Origin of the sequence: Micromonospora reichwaldensis (genome assembly GCF_031845925.1) — a bacterium.
Classification (GTDB): Bacteria; Actinomycetota; Actinomycetes; order Mycobacteriales; family Micromonosporaceae; genus Micromonospora; species Micromonospora reichwaldensis.
In genome coordinates this window covers 159,687-178,764 of the sequence record NZ_JAVRFL010000005.1, presented here as the reverse complement: position 1 = coordinate 178,764, position 19,078 = coordinate 159,687, and the positions used below count along the sequence as shown (strand labels likewise).

Here is a 19,078-nt window from a genome sequence, read left to right as displayed (position 1 = left end):
GATCGGCGGCGCGGCCAAGGCCGCCGTGGCCGGCGACAGCGGGTACGTGGCCGGCTGCCTGTTCCGGGTGGTCGGCGTACTCGCCCAGGTGCTGCACGCCCGGGCCGGGCGGTGGCTGGTCAACGAGAAGGGCATGATCGCCTCCGCAGGGCGGCTGCCGGGCGCGCCGGTCGACTTCGCCGGGCGGGCACAGGCGCTGCTGGGCGGGGTCGGGCACACTCCGGACGAGCTGGCCGGCACGCTCGCCGCCGCGCGCCGGCTCGTCGCCGACGTGCTCGGCTAGCGGTCTGCTGGGTTTGGTCTGTTGGTCTACCACCGTCGGTCCAGCCCTGCCTCCGGCTTCGAGGTACACGGCGCGTACCTGGCCGGCCGGCATAGGGTGGATCTCGTGACCAAAATTCGTAGCGCGGGCCCATGGTTCCGCCGCGTGGTAGGTGCATCTGAAACGCGGGAGCCCTAGTGTTTCAGCATGGCCAGTCGAATGGTCAAGCGGGCATACAAGTACCGCTTCTACCCCACGGAGCAGCAGGCGGACCTGCTGAACCGCACGTTCGGCTGTGTCCGCTACGTCTACAACCGGGCCTTGGCCGAACGCACGCGCGCCTGGCTTCAGGACCAGGAACGGGTCACGTTCGCCGGCACCTGTCGGATGCTCACCAACTGGAAGCGCGACCCCGCCCTGTCGTGGCTGTCCGAGGTGTCGAACGTGGCGTTGCAGCAGGCGTTGCAGCATCTGCAACGCGCCTACCTCAACTTCTGGAGCAAGCGGTCCAGATACCCGACGTTCAAGTCGAAGCGCAAGTCCCGGGCGTCTGCCACGTTCACCACCAGCGGCTTCTCCTACCGCGATGGTCGGATCCGACTCGCGAAGTGCGCCGAGCCGCTGAATATCGTCTGGTCGAGGCAACTACCCGACGGCGCTACCCCGTCCACGGTCACCGTCTCCCGGGACAGCGCGAACCGCTGGCACATCTCGATGCTGGTAGAGGCCACGATCGAAACGCTCGCATCGAGCCCGAACCGGGTTGGTGTGGACGCCGGCATCACCAGCCTGGTCACCCTGTCCACCGGGGAGAAGGTGACCAACCCGAAGCACGAGAAGCGGGACAGGGAACGACTCGCGAAGGCGCAGCGGAACCTGGCCCGCAAGGAGAAGGGGTCGGCGAACCGGGTCAAGGTTCGGCTGATGGTTGCCCGCATCCACGCCCGCATCGCCGATCGGCGGCGCGACGCGCTGCACAAGCTGTCCACGAGGATCATCCGCGAGAACCAAACGGTGGTCATCGAGGACCTGTCGGTACGCAACATGGTCCGCAACCACAGCCTCGCCCGTGCCATCTCGGATGCGGCGTGGTCGCAGCTGCGAAGCATGCTGGAGTACAAGGCCGACTGGTACGGCCGGACCGTCATCGCGGTCGACCGTTTCTATCCGTCGAGCAAGATCTGCTCGACCTGCGGATGGGTCAACCCGTCCCTGTCGCTGAACATCCGCCAGTGGACGTGTCCGTGCGGGGCCGTCCACGACCGGGACGTGAACGCGGCGATCAACATTCTGGCGGCCGGGCTGGCCGTGTCCGTCTCTCGAGATGGTGTCAGACCAGCCCGCGCCTAGCGTGGGAAGGCAACTGTCGATGAAGGAGAAAGCCCCGAACCGTGAGGTACGGGAATCCCCCGCCTTCAGGCATGGGGAGGAAGTCAATGAGATGACCTACCGCCGGTTGGGCGACTCCGGGCTCGTGGTGTCCGTGGTCGGGATCGGCTGCAACAACTTCGGCCGCAAGCTCGACCTCGACGGCACCCGGGCGGTGGTCGACGCCGCGCTCGACGCCGGGATCAACCTCTTCGACACCGCCGACATCTACGGAGAGCCGCAGGGCGGCTCCGAGGAACTGCTGGGCCAGGCGCTCAAGGGCCGGCGCGACGACGTGGTGGTGGCCACCAAGTTCGGCATGGACATGAACGGCATGAACGGCCCCGACTTCGGCGCCCGGGGCGCCCGCCGCTACATCGCCCGGGCGGTGGAAGCGTCGCTGCGCCGGCTCGGCACCGACCACATCGACCTGTACCAGATGCACGAGCCGGACCCGGGCACCCCGATCGACGAGACGCTCGCCGCGCTCGACGACCTCGTCCGCGCCGGCAAGGTCCGCTACCTGGGCAACTCCAACTTCGCCGGCTGGCAGATCGCCGACGCCGACTGGGTGGCCTCGTCGAACGGCCGGTCCCGGTTCATCAGCGCACAGAACCACTACAGCCTGCTGGAGCGCGGCGTCGAGGCCGAGGTGGTGCCGGCCTGCGAGCGCTTCGGCCTCGGGCTGCTGCCGTTCTTCCCGCTGGCCAACGGGCTGCTCACCGGCAAGTACAAGCGCAACGAGACCCCGCCGGTCGGCAGCCGCCTCGCCGGTGGCGGCCGGTACGCCCAGCGACTCGCCGCCGCCGACTGGGACACCATCGAGGCGATCGAGGCGTACGCCGCCGAGCGGGGGCTGTCGATGCTCCAGGTGGCCATCGGCGGGCTGGCCGCCCAGCCGGCGGTGACCTCGGTGATCGCCGGCGCCACCACGCCCGAGCAGGTACGCGCCAACGCGGCGGCGGGCACCTGGCAGCCCACCGACGAGGACCTCGAAGCCCTACGCGCAACCTTCTGAGCCACGTCGACCCGCCCGGGCACCGCAGCACTGCGGGGCGGTGCGCCATCGCGGGCGGTGCGCCATCGCGGGCGGTGCGCCACCCGTCACCCGGCGACCGTTGGTTGCGGGGTGTGCGGGTGGCTGAGTGGAACCTGGCGGGTGTCACCTGGCCTCGGAGACACCCGCCATGTTCCACCGGTGCCGGTGCCGGTGCCGGTGCCCGGGGGCGGGGCGGGGGACGCACCCCTACCGCACCCGTCGGTGGAACGTCACGGGTGTCAAGGGGCGGCGGAGGCACCCATGGTGTTCCACCGGGCCGGGCCGGCCACCGGGTAAGGCGGCCGGCCACCCGGCCACCCGGCCACCCGGCCACCCGGCCTGCCGACCGGCCACTCGGCCTGCCGACCGGCTACCGGGCTGGCCGGCTACCGGGCTGGCCGGCTACCGGGCTGGCCGGCTACCGGGCTGGCCGGCTATCGGGGTGGCCGGCTATCGGGGTGGCCGGCTATCGGGGTGGCCGGTTGCCCGTAGCTTGGCGTGGTGGGTCAGGCGGAGGGGTGGCGCTCGCGGAGGGCCTGGCTCACCAGGGCGGCGGTGCGGGTGGGGTGACGGAGCACGTCGTCGGCGGTGAAGCGGAGGACGATCCAGCCGGCCGCGCGCAGGGCGTTCAGCCGGGCGACGTCCTGGCGGAAGTGGGCGCGCTCGCGGTGGTGGTCGCCGTCGTACTCGACCGCGACGCGCAGGGCTGGCCACGCCAGGTCCACCCGGCCGACGAAGCGCCCGTCGGCGTCGCGCACGTCGTGCTGGGCGATCGCGGGCGGCAATCCCGCGTCGAGCAGGAGCAGCCGTAGGCGGGTCTCCATCGGGGACTCGGCCAGCGGCTCCGCCAGCGCCAGGATCTCCCGCAGCAGGGGCAGGCCGGGCCAGCCGGGCCGCGCGTCGGCGTACGCGCGTAGTGCGGCGAGCTTCACCACCCGGCGGTGCAGCAGCGCGTCAACGGCGACCAGGGCGTCGTCCCGGGGGGCCTGGCGGCCCAGGTCGAAGGCGGTGCGCAGGGGAGTGGTGACGGGCAGCCCGCCGAGGCGGGTGCGATCGGAATCCGGCACCACCGACCGGTGCACCCGAAGACGGGGATGGGCGCGCATCCGCGCGGCGCGTGGCAGCAGCACGGTGACCGGCGCGTCCCGGCGAAGCAGGTCGACGCCCCACAGGTACGCGGCGCTGCGGCCGGCGATCGCCCCGCCGACCGGCAGCGACAGTGCGACCGCGTCGCACCACATCCGGCGGTCGTCCGCCCGATAGCCGTCGCGGTGCACGTGGACGTCGGGCAGGAGGCGCCGCCAGGACGGCCCGCGCAGCATCGTCCAGGTCAGGAGGCCGTCGGCGATGGCGGCGCTGGCCCGGAACGGCAGGAAGGCCAGGCGGGGTGGTACCCGGGCGGCGGAGGGCATCCGGACAGCATCGCGTGACGGGACGGTCACCCGCCGCCCTGTCCCCCGGGTTCGGGCGGTCGATGTGAAATCCGCGTCCCGACCTTGGCGGATCCGGCGATCCGTCGTACGGTGACACCCGCAAGTGACCCACGGGAGCCCGGTGGACCGGGCTGAGAGGGGGGCTGTGAGCCCCCGACCGTCGAACCTGATCCGGGTAATGCCGGCGCAGGGAGGAGTGTTGCCGTGCCGTCCCTCGGGCGACTGCATCTCATCACCGACACCCGACCCGGGCGGGACCCGCTCACCGTGCTGCGGGCCGCCCTTGCGGTGGCCCGCGCGGAACTGGTCGTGCAGGTCCGGGTGGAGGACGACGCCACCGACCGGGAGGCGTACGACCTGACCCGCCGGGTGGTCGCGCTCTGTGCCCCGTACGACGTCACCTGCCTGGTGAACGACCGGCTGCACGTGGCGCTGGCGGCGGGCGCCGCCGGTGGGCACGTCGGCGCGGACGACCTGCCGGTCGGGGCGGCCCGCCGGGTGCTCGGCGCGACCGCCGTGCTCGGTGCCACCGCCCGCGAGCCGGGGACGGCCGCCGGGGCGGTCGCCGCCGGGGCCAGCTACCTGGGCGTGGGCCCCTGCCACACCACCGGCACCAAGGCGGGGCTGCCGGCGCCGATCGGCCCGGCCGGGGTACGCGCCGTCGCCGACGCCGTGGACGTGCCGGTCGTCGCGATCGGCGGCGTGACCGCCGCGCGGGTGCCCGCGCTGCTGGCCGCAGGGGCGTACGGGGTGGCGGTGGTGGGGGCGCTCTCCGGGGCGGCGGATCCGGGTCGGGCGACGGCGGAGCTGCTGGGAGCGCTGGGGTGCTGAACCGACCGGACGTCGCCGTGGTGGGGGCGGGACCGGTCGGGCTGGCGATCGCCTGGCGCTGCGCGCAGCGCGGACTGCGGGTCGTCGTGCACGATCCCGCCCCGGGCTCCGGCGCGTCCCACGTCGCCGCCGGGATGCTCGCGCCGGTCGCGGAGGCGTACTTCGGCGAGCACGAGCTGACCGGGCTGCTGACCGCCTCCGCCGCCCGCTGGCCGGCGTTCGCCGCCGAGCTGACCGCCGCCACGGGCGTGGACGTCGGCTACCGGACCGAGGGCACGCTGATGGTCGGGCTCACCGCCGACGACCTGGCCGAGGCACGCCGGCTGTGGGCGTACCAGCAGGGGATCGGACTGCCGGTGACGCCGCTGCGCCCCACGGCGCTGCGGGAGCGTGAGCCGGCGCTGGCGCCCCGGGTGCGCGGCGGCGCGCTCGCCGACACCGACCACCAGGTCGACCCGCGCCGGCTCGTGCCCGCGCTGCGCACGGCCGCCGAGCGGGCCGGCGCCACGCTGGTGCCCGCCGCCGTGCGCTCCCTGTCCGACGTGGACGCCAGGGTCACCGTGGTCGCGGCCGGCTGCGGCGCGGCGGCCCTGACGGGGCTGCCCGTGCGGCCGGTGAAGGGGCAGGTGGTCCGGCTCCGCGCGCCCGGCGGCGACGCGCCGGGCTTCCGGCACGTCATCCGGGGGTACGCCGACGGCGAGCACGTCTACCTCGTGCCCCGCGCCGACGGGGAGGTGGTGGTGGGCGCGACCGTCGAGGAGCGCTCCGACACCGACGTGTCCGCCGGGGCGGTGCTGCGCCTGCTCCGCGCCGCCGTCGACCTGCTGCCCGAGCTGGCCGAGTACGACCTGGTGGAGACGCTTGCCGGCCTGCGCCCCGGCACCCCCGACAACGCCCCGATCCTCGGCCCGCTGCCCGGCCGGCCCGGCGTGGTCGCCGCCACCGGACACCACCGGCACGGCATCGTGCTCACCCCGGTCACCGCCGACCTGATCGCCGAGCTGGTCGCCACGGGCGCGGCGGACCCGCTGCTCGCCCCCTTCACCCCGGCCCGGTTCGGTCACGACTTGTCCGCATCCGAGGAGGAGCACACGTGGAACTGACGGTGAACGGTGCCGGGCGCAGCCTGCCCGGCGGCTCGACCGTGGCGGACCTGGTCCGCGCGGTCACCGACCAGCAGCGCGGCCTCGCCGTCGCGGTCAACGGGGAGGTGGTGCCGCGTACGGGCTGGCCGGCGACCGTGCTGCGCGACGGCGACCGCGTCGAGGTGCTCAGCGCCGCCCAGGGCGGGTGACGCGGTGAGCTTCGACCTGGGCGGCGTGAGCTTCACGTCCCGGCTGATCCTCGGCACCGGCGGCGCGGCCAACCTGCGCGTGCTGGAGGACGCCATCCGTGCCTCCGGCACCGAACTCGTCACCCTGGCCCTGCGCCGCGTCGACACCGCCCCCGGCACCGCCGGCGGGCTGCTGGACCTGCTGGACTGCTGCGGCGTACGGCTGCTGCCGAACACCGCCGGCTGCTACACGGCGGGCGAGGCCGTCAAGGTGGCGCACCTGGCCCGGGAGGCGTTCGGCACCGACTGGGTGAAGCTGGAGGTGATCGGCGACGAGCGCACGCTGCTGCCTGACGGGGTGGAGCTGCTGCGCGCCGCCGAGGAGCTCGTCGACGACGGGTTCGTGGTGTTGCCGTACACGTCGGACGACCCGATCCTGGCCCGCCGGCTGGCCGACGTGGGCTGCGCGGCGGTGATGCCGGCGGGCGCGCCGATCGGCTCCGGCCTGGGCGTGTCGAACCCGCACCACATCCGGCTGATCCGGCAGGGCGTCGACGTGCCGGTGATCCTGGACGCCGGCATCGGCACCGCCTCGGACGCCGCGCTGGCCATGGAGCTGGGCTGCGACGCGGTGCTGCTCGCCAGCGCGGTCACCCGCGCCGCCGACCCGGTGGCGATGGCCACCGCGATGCGGTACGCGGTCGAGGCGGGCCGGCTCGCGTACGGGGCGGGCCGGATCGCCCGCCGCTTCCACGCGCTCGCCTCCACTCCGGACGAGGGACGGCCGGACCTGTGACCCGCCCCGCCCCCACCCCCGGTTCCGCTTCGCCCCAGGGTGCCGTTTCGGCGCTGTCGGCTGTCGTTTCGGCGCTGGCTCCGGCCGTCGCGCCAGCTTCGGCTTTGGATCCTGGTACGAAAGAGCCCCGGGAGGGGCCGTTTCCTACCAGGATCTCGGGCGGGCCGGCCGGCGTCCTGCTGCTGACCGACCGGCGGCAGGCTCGGCGGCCGTTGGCCGAGGTCGTTGCCGGGGCGGTGGCCGGGGGAGTGCGGTGGGTGGTGCTGCGGGAGAAGGACCTCCCGCGGGCCGAGCGCGCCGCCCTCGCCGCCGACCTGCGCGCGATCCTCGCCGAGGCGGGCGGCACCCTGATCGTCGCCGGCCCCGACCCGCTCGACGGCGACGCGGTGCACCTGCCTGCCGCGGGACCGTACCCGCCGCCGCGCCTCGGCCTGGTGGGCCGCTCCTGCCACGACCGGGCGGAGCTGGCGCGACTGACCACGGAGGACTACGCGACCCTCTCGCCCGTCTACCCGACCAGCACCAAGCCCGGCTACGGCCCACCCCTGGGCCCGGACGGGCTCGGCGCGCTGATCCGGCACAGCCCCGCGCCGGTCCTGGCGCTCGGCGGAGTGCAGAGCCCGGACCAGGTGGCCGCCTGCGTCGAGGCGGGAGCCGTCGGCGTGGCGGTGCTCGGCGCGATCATGCGCGCCGACGACCCCGAGACAGCAGCCGCCACCCTCACGGCAGCCACCGACGCGGCGAGCCGGACCGGGCACGGTCGGCCGCAGCCCGCGAGCGCGACGACCGCGCAGGCCCGGCGCGAGATCCCGTACGCCATCACGGAAGAGGAACGATGACCCCGACGACCGTGCTCACCATCGCCGGCTCCGACTCCGGCGCGGGTGCCGGCATCCAGGCCGACCTGAAGGTCTTCGCGGCCCTCGGCGCGTACGGCACCAGCGTGCTCACCGCGGTCACCGCGCAGAACACGAGGGGCGTCGACGCCGTGCTGCCGCTGCCGCCGCGCACCGTCACCGAGCAGCTCGACAGCGTGCTCGCCGACTTCACCGTCCGCGCCGTCAAGACGGGGGTGCTCGGCACCCCGGCGGTCGCCGACGCGGTGGCGGACGCCGCCAGGGACGGCCGGCTGCCGCACCTCGTCGTCGACCCGGTGCTCGTCGCCACCAGCGGGCACCGGCTGGGCGTGGTCGCCGCCGTGGAGCGGCTGTTGCCGTACGCGCTGGTGGCGACGCCGAACTGCGCGGAGGCCGCGGCCATCACCGGACGCCCGGTGACCACGGTCGAGGAGATGGTGGCCGCCGCCGAGGCGCTGGCCGCCGGTGGGCCGGCGCACGTGGTGGTGACCGGCGGCGACGTGGACGCCGACGGTGAGGCGGTCGACGTGCTGCACGGCGGTGGCGTCACCACCCTGCTGCGCGCGCCGCGGGTCGACACCCGGCACAGCCACGGCACCGGGTGCTCGTTCTCGGCGGCGATCGCCGTCCGGCTGGCGCTCGGCGACGAGGTGCCGACGGCGGTCGCCGCCGCCAAGGAGTACGTCCTCCGCGCGCTGACCGGCGCGCGGGACTGGGAACTGGGCGCGGGACGCGGCCCGCTGGACCACTTCGGCTGGTCCGCTTGATCACCAGGGAGGCTGTCATGCAGGCACGTCGCAAGGTGTACGTGGAGGGGTCCCGGCCGGACGTGCGGGTGCCGTTCGCCGAGGTGGAACTGACCGGCGACAACCCGCCGCTGCGGCTCTACGACACCTCCGGTCCCGGCTCCGATCCGGAGGTGGGGCTGCCGCCGCTGCGTGCGGGGTGGATCGCGGAGCGCGGCGACGTCGCACCGGTGCGGGGCGCGGGCACCCCGCTCGCGGGCGCGGACGGCCGCCGCCCCACCCAGCTCGCGTACGCCCGGGCCGGCGTGGTGACGCCGGAGATGGAGTTCGTGGCGGTCCGGGAGGGGATGGCGCCGGAGTTCGTCCGGGACGAGATCGCCGCCGGGCGGGCCGTGCTGCCGCTCAACGTCAACCATCCCGAGTGCGAGCCGGCCATCATCGGCAAGGCGTTCCTGGTGAAGGTGAACGCCAACATCGGCACCTCGGCGGTCTCCTCGTCGGTCGCCGAGGAGGTGGAGAAGCTGACCTGGGCCACCCGGTGGGGCGCGGACACCGTCATGGACCTGTCGACGGGGAAGCGGATCCACGAGACCCGTGAGGCGATCGTGCGGAACTCGCCGGTGCCGATCGGCACCGTGCCGATCTACCAGGCGCTGGAGAAGGTCGGCGGCGACCCGGTGAAGCTGAGCTGGGAGGTGTTCCGGGAGACCGTGATCGAGCAGGCCGAGCAGGGCGTCGACTACATGACGGTGCACGCGGGAGTGCTGCTGCCGTACGTGCCGCTGGCGGTGGACCGGGTCACCGGGATCGTGTCGCGGGGCGGCTCGATCATGGCGGCCTGGTGCCTGGCGCACCACGAGGAGAACTTCCTCTACACGAACTTCGCCGAGCTGTGTGCGCTGCTCGCGCGCTACGACGTGACGTTCTCGCTCGGCGACGGGCTGCGCCCCGGCTCGATCGCGGACGCCAACGACGAGGCGCAGTTCGCGGAGCTGCGCACCCTGGGCGAGCTGACGAAGATCGCCTGGGAGCACGACGTGCAGGTGATGATCGAGGGCCCCGGCCACGTGCCGATGCACAAGATCAAGGAGAACGTGGACCTCCAGCAGGAGTGGTGCCACGAGGCGCCGTTCTACACCCTCGGCCCGCTGACCACCGACATCGCCCCCGCGTACGACCACATCACGTCGGCGATCGGCGCGGCGATGATCGGCATGTTCGGCACCGCGATGCTCTGCTACGTGACCCCGAAGGAGCACCTGGGGCTGCCGGACCGCGACGACGTGAAGGCCGGCGTGATCGCGTACAAGATCGCGGCGCACGCGGCCGACCTGGCCAAGGGGCACCCGGGCGCGCAGGCGTGGGACGACGCGCTGTCCAGGGCGCGGTTCGAGTTCCGCTGGGAGGACCAGTTCAACCTGTCGCTGGACCCGGAGACCGCGCGCTCGTACCACGACGCGACGCTGCCGGCGGAGCCGGCGAAGACCGCCCACTTCTGCTCGATGTGCGGCCCGAAGTTCTGCTCCATGAAGATCACCCAGGAGCTGAAGGAGTACGCGGCGCGCGGCATGCAGGACAAGTCGGAGGAGTTCCTCTCCTCCGGTGGCCGGGTCTACCTGCCGCTCGCCTGAGCGGCGCGACCGGGCGTCCGGCGACGACACCCGTCCCCGCCGACGTTCGGGAGAGAGTGCGGACGCCGCCCCGGCTCCGGTCACCCCGGGCGGGGCGGGCGTCGCCCGATCGGGTCAGTCGCGGTGGTGGCGGCCGGTGGAGCGCAACGACCGCCGGCCGCTCTCCTGCTCGGGTTCGTTGTCCGGGACCGGCTTGCTGAGGCCGGTGACCCAGTCCACGTACTCCTCGTCCTGCGCCGGCAGCGGCTCGGACCCCCGGTCGGCCGGGGCGTCCTCGGGACGGGACCGGTTGCGGCGGAACAGACCCAGCCGGCCCCGGCCCCGCCCGGTGGGCTGCTCAGCTTCGGCGGGCGCCGGGGAGCCGGGCGCCGGCACCTCCGCCCGGGCGGTGGGGATGCCGTTCTCCGGCGCGGCGTCGACGGGTGCCGGGACAGGACCGCCCCGGCGTGCGGTGGCGAGCGCCTCCCAGTTCGCGGCCCGGGCCAGGTCGGGCATCGGGGCCCGGTGGCGGGGCCGGGGCGTCGGGTCGGGGGCGGGCTCTGTGGCCGGCTGTGCCGCATCGGCGGCGCCGTCGGCCCGGGGCCGGGGCGAGACGGGCCAGGCCGGGGCGGGCGGGGGCGCGGTGCCGGCGTCCGGCTCGACGGCCCGGCCGGGAGCCGCCTCGCCGTCCGCCGCGAAGAGCGGCACCGGGCGAGGGCCGCTGTCGTGCGACCCCGGTACGCCGGAACCCGCCACGGCAGCGCTACCGGGCGCGGCGTCGGCCGTGGCGCCGAACTCGGGACCGGTCGTGCTGCCGGACCCGGCTTCGGTCGTGCTGCCGGACGTGGCTTCGGTCGTGACGCCGGACCTGGCCTCGGTCGTGACGCCGGACGTGGCTTCGGTCGTGACGCCGGACCTGGCCTCGGTCGTGACGCCGGGTTCGGACCCGGTCGTGTTGTCGGGCGCGGGGCCGGGCGCGGGGCCGGTCGCGGTGTCGGGCCCGGTTCCGGCCTGGGCACCGGGCTGAGGGCTGGTCGTCGTGCCGGGTGCGGTCGTGCCGGCCGTGGTGTCGGGCGCGGCGGAGGCGTCCGGGGACGGCGACGACATCGCCGCGCCGGGCGCGGTGGCCCCGGTCTCGGGGGTGCCCGTGGCGACGGGTACCGGGCCCGCACCCTCCGGTGCCGCCGTGGCGGCGGGCTGGCGCGTCGAGCGGGGCTTACGGGTGCGGCGGGGCTTGGGCGCGTTCGGGACGACCGGCTGGTCGGCGACCGCTTCTGCCGGCTGCCCTGCGGGTGCGGATCCCTCGGCCGGCTGTGTTGGTTCCTCTGCCGGCTGGCCTGTGGGAGTCGCTGCTCCGGCCGGCTGTCCTGCGGGCGCCGCAGCCCCGACCTGCTGAGCCGCAGTCGTCGCCCCTTCGGTCGACCGTGCGGCGGCCGTCACCTCCCCGGCGGGCTGCGCGTCGGGCGTCGCCTTCCCGGCCGGCGGCGCCTCGTCGGCGACCGGTGCGGCCGGTGCGGTCGGGACGGTCGGTGCCAGCGGCGCGACCGGGGCAGCCGGTGCAGCCGGGACAGTCGGTGCGACCGCTGCGGCCGCGAACGGTGGGGCCGGGGTGCCCGGTGCGGACGAGGTGCCCGGGGCGCGCTCGTCGGCGCTGTCCTGGGTGCGGGTGGGCTCCGGTTCGCGCGGTCGGTCGACTGTGGGCGGGTTGCCGGGATCCGAAGCCGGCGGTTCGGTCGTCCACGCGGGAACCGCGCCCGCCCGGACGTCGGCGGCGGGAGCCGGGACGGCTCCTCCGTCGGCGGGCCAGTCCCAGTGCGGGGGCACGGCCCGGGGCGCCGGGCCGTCGCCCCCGGCGGCGGTGACCGCGCCGGAGCCCGTACCGCCGCCGGCCTGGTCGGCGACGACCAGGGTGGCGCCGGCCAGGTCGACCGTCTCCGGCTCGTCGCCGCCGCCGGTGGGCGCCGGGGTCTGCGGCAGGGCCGGACCGGTGGGCAGCGGCCGGAGGATGTCGGTCGGCTCGATGGCCCCGGTGGGGGCGGTGCGCGTGACGAGCGGCCAGCGCAGCAGCGCGGCCGCGGCCGACCCGAGCGCGCCGAGGGCCACCGCGAGCAGCGCCGCGTAGTACGGCGTGAGCTGGTAGCGGTCGGCGGTGTCGCCCGGACCGGCGGTCAGGTAGGCGAACGCGACCAGCGCCGGTCCCGCCACCCCTGTCGCGCCGCTGACCAGCGGCGGGTGGCCCCGCCACCGGGCCAGCCCGCCGGTCGCCGCGCCGGCCAGCAGCGCCACCAGCGGCAGGACCACCAGGGCCAGCCCCTGCACCGCACCGGCGTCGAGGGACGCCGGCTCCAGCACCCCCAGTCGTACGGTGTCCAGCGGGCCGGTCGAGACCAGCGACGGCGCCACCGAGACCAGGGCCAGCAGCCAGAGCGCGCCCGCGATCGCCGCCACGTTCCATCCCACCGGCGGCTGGAGCAGGACGGCGACGGCGGCGCCCGCGCCCACCAGCGCACCGAGGACCGCGCAGATGCCGACGGCCCAGACCGGGTCCATCGAGACGAGTTCGGCCGCCCGGGCGGGCTGCATGCAGAGCGGCGCGACGACGGTGGCGCCCAGCGCGGCGGCGCTGGCGACGGCGAGCAGGCGCCCGGTGCCGGCCAGCCCGCCGTCCCGGCGGGCCAGGCGTTCGGTGAGCACCGCGCCCACCACGGCGGCGTTCGCCGCGAACCAGCCTGCCCAGACGAGCTGGGCCGGCCACTGGTTGACGGTGGCGCCGGTGAAGGTGCCGGAGAGCCGGACGATGCCGAAGCCGAAGGCGATGCCGAGCTGACCGGCCCCGGCCAGCAGGCTCACCCCGAGCGCGGTGAGCAGCAGTCTGCCCCAGGTCCGAAAGGCCATGTCCGGCACGTTACGCACCTGGTGACCAGGCCGCCACCGGCGCGCCGCGAGCGGGCGGCGACCCGCCGGCCGGCGGTTACTTCAGTTCGACCAGCCGGGCCAGGTACGTCGTGTCGCCCACGTTGGTCAGCATGTGCACGGCACCCGGATCCCGGTAGACCACCCCGCCGGTCGGCTCGTCGGCGTCGATGAGGGTGCCGTCGATCGTCTGTACGACGTTCTTCGCGCCCTGGATCGCCACCACGAGGTACGGGTGGTCGTGCCGGTGCAGCGGCTGCCGTTCGCCCGGCTCCAGCCGGATGTGCCAGACGCGGACGCGGTCGTTCTCGTACACGATCTCCTGGCCCACCGGGCCGAGTTCGAGGTGTGCGTCGGTCATCGGGTTCCGTCCAGTCGGGGGAGCACCTCGGCGGCGATGAGCTCCAGATGGTCGAGGTCGGCGAAGTCGATCAGGCGCAGGTGCACCCGGGTGGCGCCGACGGCGGCGAACTCGCCGATCCGGTCGACGAGCTGCGCGGGCGAGCCGACCACCGCGTCCTCCGGCGGCAGCGCGCTCGTGACGTGCAGCGGGGCGGCGCGGCGCTGCGCCTCGGCGTCGGTGCGGCCGATCGCCACCACGATGCCGGCGGAGAGGGTGAGCGGGGCGCGTCCCGACTCGGCCCGGCCGGCCCGGTCGCAGGCCTCCCGCACCCGCTCGTACGCGGCGGCGGTCTCCGCGACGGTCTTGAACGGCATGTTGAACTCGTCGGCGTAGCGGGCGGCGAGGTCGGGGGTGCGCTTCGGGCCGCGTCCGCCGACGATGACCGGTGGGCCGGGCACCTGCACCGGCTTCGGCAGGGCGGGGGCGTCCACCAGCCGGTAGTGGTCGCCGGTGAAGCTGTACGTCTCGCCCGGCGGCGTCCGCCACAGCCCGGTGATGATCTCCAACTGCTCGGCGAGCCGGTCGAAGCGCTCGCCGACGCCGGGGAACGGGATGCCGTAGGAGGTGTGCTCGCGTTCGTACCAGCCGGCGCCGATGCCGAGGTCGACCCGGCCGCCGCTCATCTGGTCCACCTGGGCCACCATCACGGCCAGCGGGCCGGGCAGCCGGAAGGTGGCGGAGGTGACCAGGGTGCCGAGCCGGATCCGGCTGGTCTCGCGGGCCAGCGCGGCCAGGGTCAGCCAGGCGTCGGTCGGGCCGGGCGGCGCGGGCTCGTCACCCATCGCCTGGTAGTGGTCGGCGCGGAGGAAGCCCTCGAAGCCGCCGTCCTCGGCCAGCCGGGCGAAGCGGAGCTGGTCGTCGTAGCTGGCGCCCCGGTGCGGCTCGGTGAAGACGGTGACCCGCATGCTCATCGTGTTTCCGCGCCCGCTGTCACCGGCAGGTCCCGCTCCATGAGGAGTTCGTGCAGGTCGGCGCTGACCCGGGCGACGTCCGCCAGGTGCGCGTTGCGGCCGAGGGTGCGCGGTCGCGGGATGTTCACGTCGACCACCTTGCGGATCCGGCCGGGGCGGGGGCTGAGTACGACCACCCGGTCGGCCAGCAGCACCGCCTCGTCGATCGAGTGGGTGACGAAGACGACGGTGGCCCCGGACGTCATGTGGACGCGTTGCAACTCGCCGGAGAGTTCCTCGCGGGTGAGCGCGTCAAGCGCGGAGAACGGCTCGTCCATCAGCATCACCCGGGGCTCGCCGATCAGCGACCGGCACAGCGAGACCCGCTGCTGCATGCCGCCGGAGAGTTCGTGCGGCAGCCGCTTCTCGAAGCCCCCCAGGCCGGCGAGTTCCAGCAGTTGCCGGGCCCGGTCGCGGTGCTTGGCCCGCTTCCAGCCGAACATCTCGACCGGGAGCAGGACGTTGTCCAGGACGGTGCGCCAGGGGAGCAGGGCCGGCCGCTGGAAGAGCATCGCGATGTCCGGGCGGGGCTTGGTGATCGGCGCACCGGCCACGGTGATCCTGCCCTCGCTGACCGGCAGCAGGCCGGCGATCAGGCGCAGCATCGTGGACTTGCCGCAACCGGAGCGGCCGAGTACGGCGACGAACTCGCCCGCCGCCACGTCGAGGTCGATGCCGCGCAGCGCCTCGACCCGGCCGCTGCGGCCGTCGAAGGTGCGGGACACCCCGGAAAGCTTGATCATCTCCGGCGGACCTCCTGAGTCGGCGATCAGCGATCGCGGCCCAGGGTAACCGCCTGGTGTGGACGAGACGACGTCCGGGGTGGAAGCGAGGATTTTTCCGTAACGAAACCCATACGCCGGGCATTGTCAGGGCCGGTTTCTCGTACGCTGTGCCAGCTAAGAGTCCCCTCACGACGGTTGGTGCCGGCCCAACCCCTCGGCCGGCCCGCCAGACAACCCCCTCCGGCGGCGGCGCGCCGCTCCGGTCGGAAAGGACATGGTGCACTGATGAGAAGGCTGACCCGTACGGTCGCTGCCGCTGCGCTGGCCACCGCCCTCGCCCTGGTCTCCGGGTGCAGCGGCGACTCGGACTCCGGCGCCGACGCCAAGGGCGGCAACGGCGCGGCGTTGGAGAAGGTGACCTACCTCACCTCGTTCGGCAACTTCGGCCGTGACTCCTACGCCTGGGTCGCTAAGGAGAAGGGCTTCTTCAAGGAGGCCGGGTTCGACGTCGACATCAAGCCGGGTCAGGGCACAGGCGCGGTGATCCAGCAGGTTGTCGGCGGGCAGGCCCAGTTCGGCCCGATCGACCTCACCGGCGGTCTGCTCCAGCTCGGCGGCGGCCAGGCCAAGGACTTCGTCGCGGTCGCCGCGATCCAGCAGCGCACCATGGCCGCCATCGCCACCGTCGAGGGCAAGGGCATCGCGTCGCCCAAGGACCTGGAGGGCAAGAAGCTCGCCGACACCCCCACCTCCGTCGTACGGAACCTCTTCCCGACGTACGCCCGGATGGCCGGCGTCGACGCGAGCAAGGTGCAGTGGGTCAACGGCGACGCGCAGAACCTGATGGGCATGCTCGGCTCCGGCACGGTGGACGGCATCGGCCAGTTCGTCGTCGGCCAGCCCACGATCGAGACGGTGACCAAGCAGAAGGCCGTCATGCTGCCCTACAGCAACGTGATGCAGGACCTCTACGGCAACGTGCTGATCACCTCCTCCAAGATCGCCAAGGAGAAGCCGGAGATGGTCAAGCGGTTCACCGCGGCCCTGATGAAGGGCCTGGACTACGCGCTGACCAACCCGCAGGAGGCGGGCGAGCTGCTGAAGAAGAACGTCGACGCCGCCAACCCCGCCGCGGCCGCCGCCGAGCTCCAGCTCATGGCCGGCTACGTGCGCTCCAGCAACTCCGGCACCCAGCTCGGCACCCTGGACAGCGGCCGGGTCGCCAAGAGCATCGCGATCCTGCAGGGCGCCGGCGCGCTGAAGCAGAACATCACCCCCGACCAGATCATCGACTTCAGCCTCGCGCCGAAGGCCTGACAGCCGCCCACCGTGGCACGGGGGTGCGGTCGACCGGGAGGACCCGGTGGACCGCACCCCCCGTCGCGTGCCGGCCCGGCCGGCAGGAGAGGAGAATCCGTGACGGAGACGACCGGTACCCGGTCCGTCCGCACCGGGACGGAGGCCGCGCCCCGGCCCGCGGCCCCGCGCCGCTCCGGCGTACGCCCGGCGGCCGCCGGGCTGCCGCTGCTCGGCGCGGTGATCACGCTGGCCGCCTGGTGGCTGGTCACGTCGGGCCTGCAACTCGTGCATCCGGTGTCGCTACCCCCGCCGCAGGCGGTGTGGCAGGCGCTGGTCGCGGGCGCCGACGTGCTGCTGCCGTCGCTCGGCGTGACCACCACGATGACGGTGGTCGGCTTCCTGCTGTCGGCGGTCGCCGGGGTGCTGATCGGGATGGCCCTGGCCGCGTCCCGGCGCGTCGAGCGGATGTTCGCGCCGCTGCTGGTGGCGGTCAACGCGGTGCCGAAGATCGCCCTCGGGCCGCTGCTGGTGGTCTCGGTCGGCTGGGGTTCGAAGCCGATCCTGACCATGGTGTTCCTGCTCTGCTTCTTCCCGATCGTGCTTTCCACGGCGACCGGCCTCACCACCACCCCGGCTGACCTGGCCGAGCTGGCCCGGTCGCTGAACGCCTCGTGGTGGCAGGCGTTCCGCAAGGTGCGCTTCCCCGCCGCGCTGCCGCAGATCTTCGTCGGGCTCAAGGTGGCGATGCCGCTGGCCGCGATCGGCGCGGTGATCGGCGAGTTCTACTCCGACAAGGCGGGGCTGGGCTACCAGATCCTGCAGTACAACGGCATCGGGGACACCGCGACCGCCTGGGCGGCGATCGTGTTGATCGCGCTGATGAGCATCCTGCTCTACAGCGCACTGTCCCTGGTCGAGCGGCTCGCCCTGCCGTGGGTCCGCGCCACCACGTCGGCCCGCTGACCCGTCGGAACGGTCGACGGTGTGGCCCGCCGGGGTACGGCGGGCCACACCGACGCGCTGGTCCGACGCGGTCCCGTGCGCCGGATCCCGTCCACCACCGACCGGCCGGTCAGCCCGCGAGGCGCCAGCGCCCGTTGCGCGCGACCAGGGTGGTGAGGGCCTGCGGCATCAGGCCGGAGTGGTTGTCCGGGGTCATCCGGATCGGCCCGGAGAGACCGTCCAGCTGGGTCGTCTCCAGCACGTTCCGGACGCCGTCGCGGTCGACCTCGCCGGGCTCGCCGCCCGAGCGGAGCTCGGCGTCGGCGATGAGCTGCACCGCGTCGGCGGCGAACGAGGAGGATCCGTTGTAGCCGCCGAAGCGGGCGGTGTAGTCCTGGAACCACTGGCGGCGGGCCGCCTTGGCCGGGGTGGTGGCGATGACGTCGTCGATCACCATGGTCTGGGTGAAGACCAGCGTGGTGCGTTCCGTCGCCGCGGACGCGGAGCCGAGGAAGAGGTCGCCGGCCGCCGACGCGTCGAAGAAGAGTTCGCCCTCGAACTTGGCCTTCTGGGCGGCGGTGGCGGCCAGCGTCGCCTGCTCCGCCGGGGTCCAGACGACCAGCGCGTCCGGCTTCTTGCCGATCAGGTCCTCGACCTGCTTGCTGACGTCGGTGTCGGTGGTACGCACGGCCTCCTCGCGCAGCAGCTTGACGCCGGCCTTCGCGAACTCGGCGCGCAGGGCGGTCAACCCCTCGCGGCCGTAGGCGTCGTCGCTGTGCAGCACGCCCGCCTTGCGCATGCCCTTGCGGCGCATCTCGCCGGCGAGGGCGGCGGCGCTGTCGGCCGCGTTCGGGGAGAGCTTGAACACGTACCGCCGATCGGCGACCGGAGTGGACACGGCGCTGGAGGCGGCGAGCGCAATGGTGGGAATTCGCTTCTCGTTGATGGTGCGGACGGCGCCGACGGCGCATTCGTTGCAGCCGCCCATGATGATGGCGCTGACTTGGGAATCAGCGCTGAAGTCACCGATGTTGCGCAGCGACTCGCTCGCGTCCGACCGGTTGTCCTTCACCCGCAGCTCGACCTTCCGGCCGTTGAGCGCGCCGGAGGAGTTCAGCTGCTCGACCTTCAGTTCCAGCGCCCGCTGGTACGCCTTGCCGACGGGCGCGGCGGCGCCGGAGAGTTCGAGGTCCGCGGCGATGACGATGGGACTCGTGTCCTGCTCGTCCGCCCCGAACTGGCAGCCGGTGAGCGTGGTGGCCAGCACGGCCGATGCGAGCGCCGCGGCGGTCGCGGAGCGGATGGGGCTCAACTCAGTCCTCCAGATGCGGCCCGGGCGGTACCCGGTCACCGCCGGGTTGTCCGTCCTCAGTAGAGGAGCGGGATCGGTCTGCCGTACGGTGTGCGCGAAGCCTGCAAAACCTTGCCAACGCCGGGCCCCGCGGTCAAGCGGAGCCTCGGATGCGTTTCGGGACACGTATCCCACATGGTGGGGCAACGGGAAGTTTGCAAACGCTTACTAATACGACACGGATGACCACTCTGGAGTTACATGCCCTGTTCACGGGCATGGAGAATTGAAGGTATTAGTTGACCGGATCACGGGATGCGAGCCCTCAGACCGTTTCCTA

At 73.9% G+C, this 19,078-nt stretch carries 18 protein-coding genes and 1 riboswitch; of the genes, 12 read left to right on the top strand and 6 right to left on the bottom strand.

The features are described 5' to 3' along the window. Positions 1-25: 25 nt before the first annotated feature. The 3 genes from RM555_RS06010 (at position 26) to RM555_RS06000 (ending at position 2,648) form a co-directional block, all read left to right on the top strand. Positions 26-283 (top strand): hypothetical protein, encoded by a 258-nt coding sequence (locus tag RM555_RS06010; protein ID WP_311410876.1) that lies wholly within the window; start codon positions 26-28, stop codon positions 281-283. Positions 284-469: 186 nt separating this feature from the next. Beyond that, a complete protein-coding gene (locus tag RM555_RS06005; RefSeq protein WP_311410818.1) occupies positions 470-1,612 on the top strand; it encodes an RNA-guided endonuclease InsQ/TnpB family protein in 1,143 nt (380 codons plus the stop codon). Positions 1,613-1,703: 91 nt separating this feature from the next. Beyond that, complete coding sequence (locus tag RM555_RS06000) at positions 1,704-2,648, top strand: aldo/keto reductase (protein WP_311410817.1); 945 nt, start codon at positions 1,704-1,706, stop codon at positions 2,646-2,648. A 527-nt stretch (positions 2,649-3,175) separates the two neighbouring features. On the opposite strand, the gene RM555_RS05995 is transcribed toward RM555_RS06000, so the two are convergent. Further along, positions 3,176-4,081 (bottom strand): endonuclease domain-containing protein, encoded by a 906-nt coding sequence (locus tag RM555_RS05995; RefSeq protein WP_311410816.1) that lies wholly within the window; start codon positions 4,079-4,081, stop codon positions 3,176-3,178. Positions 4,082-4,203: 122 nt separating this feature from the next. Further along, a riboswitch (TPP riboswitch) is annotated at positions 4,204-4,312 on the top strand. On the opposite strand from RM555_RS05995, the gene thiE reads away from it, so the two are divergent. From thiE to thiC, 7 genes are all read left to right on the top strand, one after another. Further along, positions 4,307-4,933 carry a thiamine phosphate synthase gene (thiE, locus tag RM555_RS05990; protein WP_311410815.1) on the top strand — a complete coding sequence of 209 codons (627 nt, stop codon included), beginning with the start codon at positions 4,307-4,309 and terminating at the stop codon, positions 4,931-4,933. Its footprint overlaps the riboswitch before it by 6 nt. Further along, positions 4,927-6,036 carry a glycine oxidase ThiO gene (thiO, locus tag RM555_RS05985; protein ID WP_311410814.1) on the top strand — a complete coding sequence of 370 codons (1,110 nt, stop codon included), beginning with the start codon at positions 4,927-4,929 and terminating at the stop codon, positions 6,034-6,036. Before thiE ends, thiO begins: the two co-directional genes overlap by 7 nt. Next, the gene (gene thiS / locus RM555_RS05980) at positions 6,027-6,227 is read left to right on the top strand and encodes a sulfur carrier protein ThiS (protein WP_132230919.1); all 201 of its coding nucleotides are present in this window, start codon (positions 6,027-6,029) and stop codon (positions 6,225-6,227) included. Before thiO ends, thiS begins: the two co-directional genes overlap by 10 nt. Positions 6,228-6,231: 4 nt before the next feature. Next, positions 6,232-7,002 (top strand): thiazole synthase, encoded by a 771-nt coding sequence (locus RM555_RS05975; RefSeq protein ID WP_311410813.1) that lies wholly within the window; start codon positions 6,232-6,234, stop codon positions 7,000-7,002. A gap of 152 nt (positions 7,003-7,154) precedes the next feature. Continuing rightward, positions 7,155-7,841, top strand: coding sequence for a thiamine phosphate synthase (locus RM555_RS05970; RefSeq protein WP_311410871.1), 687 nt, complete (start codon positions 7,155-7,157; stop codon positions 7,839-7,841). Continuing rightward, positions 7,838-8,626, top strand: coding sequence for a bifunctional hydroxymethylpyrimidine kinase/phosphomethylpyrimidine kinase (gene thiD, locus RM555_RS05965; protein WP_311410812.1), 789 nt, complete (start codon positions 7,838-7,840; stop codon positions 8,624-8,626). The genes RM555_RS05970 and thiD overlap by 4 nt, the downstream gene beginning before the upstream one ends. A 17-nt stretch (positions 8,627-8,643) precedes the next feature. Next, positions 8,644-10,236 carry a phosphomethylpyrimidine synthase ThiC gene (gene thiC / locus RM555_RS05960; RefSeq protein WP_311410811.1) on the top strand — a complete coding sequence of 531 codons (1,593 nt, stop codon included), beginning with the start codon at positions 8,644-8,646 and terminating at the stop codon, positions 10,234-10,236. A gap of 114 nt (positions 10,237-10,350) precedes the next feature. Here thiC and RM555_RS05955 read toward each other — a convergent pair whose 3' ends face one another. The 4 genes from RM555_RS05955 to RM555_RS05940 form a co-directional block, all read right to left on the bottom strand. Beyond that, entirely contained in the window at positions 10,351-13,110 is a 2,760-nt protein-coding gene (locus tag RM555_RS05955; RefSeq protein WP_311410810.1) for a hypothetical protein, read from the bottom strand. Positions 13,111-13,186: 76 nt separating this feature from the next. After that, on the bottom strand, positions 13,187-13,489 hold the full coding sequence (locus tag RM555_RS05950) for a cupin domain-containing protein (protein WP_088998381.1): 303 nt from the start codon (positions 13,487-13,489) through the stop codon (positions 13,187-13,189). Then, on the bottom strand, positions 13,486-14,436 hold the full coding sequence (locus RM555_RS05945; RefSeq protein ID WP_311410870.1) for an LLM class F420-dependent oxidoreductase: 951 nt from the start codon (positions 14,434-14,436) through the stop codon (positions 13,486-13,488). The genes RM555_RS05950 and RM555_RS05945 overlap by 4 nt, the downstream gene beginning before the upstream one ends. Before the next feature lie 2 nt (positions 14,437-14,438). Continuing rightward, complete coding sequence (locus RM555_RS05940; protein WP_151454592.1) at positions 14,439-15,224, bottom strand: ABC transporter ATP-binding protein; 786 nt, start codon at positions 15,222-15,224, stop codon at positions 14,439-14,441. Between the two features lie 267 nt (positions 15,225-15,491). Here RM555_RS05940 and RM555_RS05935 point away from each other — a divergent pair, with 267 nt between their 5' ends. Next, positions 15,492-16,523 carry an ABC transporter substrate-binding protein gene (locus RM555_RS05935; protein WP_311410809.1) on the top strand — a complete coding sequence of 344 codons (1,032 nt, stop codon included), beginning with the start codon at positions 15,492-15,494 and terminating at the stop codon, positions 16,521-16,523. A 99-nt stretch (positions 16,524-16,622) separates the two neighbouring features. Beyond that, on the top strand, positions 16,623-17,468 hold the full coding sequence (locus tag RM555_RS05930) for an ABC transporter permease (RefSeq protein ID WP_311410808.1): 846 nt from the start codon (positions 16,623-16,625) through the stop codon (positions 17,466-17,468). A 109-nt stretch (positions 17,469-17,577) separates the two neighbouring features. Here the strand turns inward: RM555_RS05930 and RM555_RS05925 are convergent, their stop codons facing one another. Beyond that, positions 17,578-18,759 (bottom strand): ABC transporter substrate-binding protein, encoded by a 1,182-nt coding sequence (locus RM555_RS05925; protein WP_311410807.1) that lies wholly within the window; start codon positions 18,757-18,759, stop codon positions 17,578-17,580. Between the last annotated feature and the right edge of the window lie 319 nt (positions 18,760-19,078).

What these genes read in the sequence shown, in the direction of transcription:
- RM555_RS05955 (WP_311410810.1), bottom strand. Translation starts at nt 13,110, where the DNA reads ATGGCCTTTCGGACCTGGGGCAGACTGCTGCTCACCGCGCTCGGGGTG.
- thiD (WP_311410812.1), top strand. Translation starts at nt 7,838, where the DNA reads ATGACCCCGACGACCGTGCTCACCATCGCCGGCTCCGACTCCGGCGCG.
- RM555_RS05940 (WP_151454592.1), bottom strand. Translation starts at nt 15,224, where the DNA reads ATGATCAAGCTTTCCGGGGTGTCCCGCACCTTCGACGGCCGCAGCGGC.
- RM555_RS05950 (WP_088998381.1), bottom strand. Translation starts at nt 13,489, where the DNA reads ATGACCGACGCACACCTCGAACTCGGCCCGGTGGGCCAGGAGATCGTG.
- RM555_RS05945 (WP_311410870.1), bottom strand. Translation starts at nt 14,436, where the DNA reads ATGCGGGTCACCGTCTTCACCGAGCCGCACCGGGGCGCCAGCTACGAC.
- RM555_RS05935 (WP_311410809.1), top strand. Translation starts at nt 15,492, where the DNA reads ATGAGAAGGCTGACCCGTACGGTCGCTGCCGCTGCGCTGGCCACCGCC.
- thiC (WP_311410811.1), top strand. Translation starts at nt 8,644, where the DNA reads ATGCAGGCACGTCGCAAGGTGTACGTGGAGGGGTCCCGGCCGGACGTG.
- RM555_RS06000 (WP_311410817.1), top strand. Translation starts at nt 1,704, where the DNA reads ATGACCTACCGCCGGTTGGGCGACTCCGGGCTCGTGGTGTCCGTGGTC.
- RM555_RS06005 (WP_311410818.1), top strand. Translation starts at nt 470, where the DNA reads ATGGCCAGTCGAATGGTCAAGCGGGCATACAAGTACCGCTTCTACCCC.
- RM555_RS05995 (WP_311410816.1), bottom strand. Translation starts at nt 4,081, where the DNA reads ATGCCCTCCGCCGCCCGGGTACCACCCCGCCTGGCCTTCCTGCCGTTC.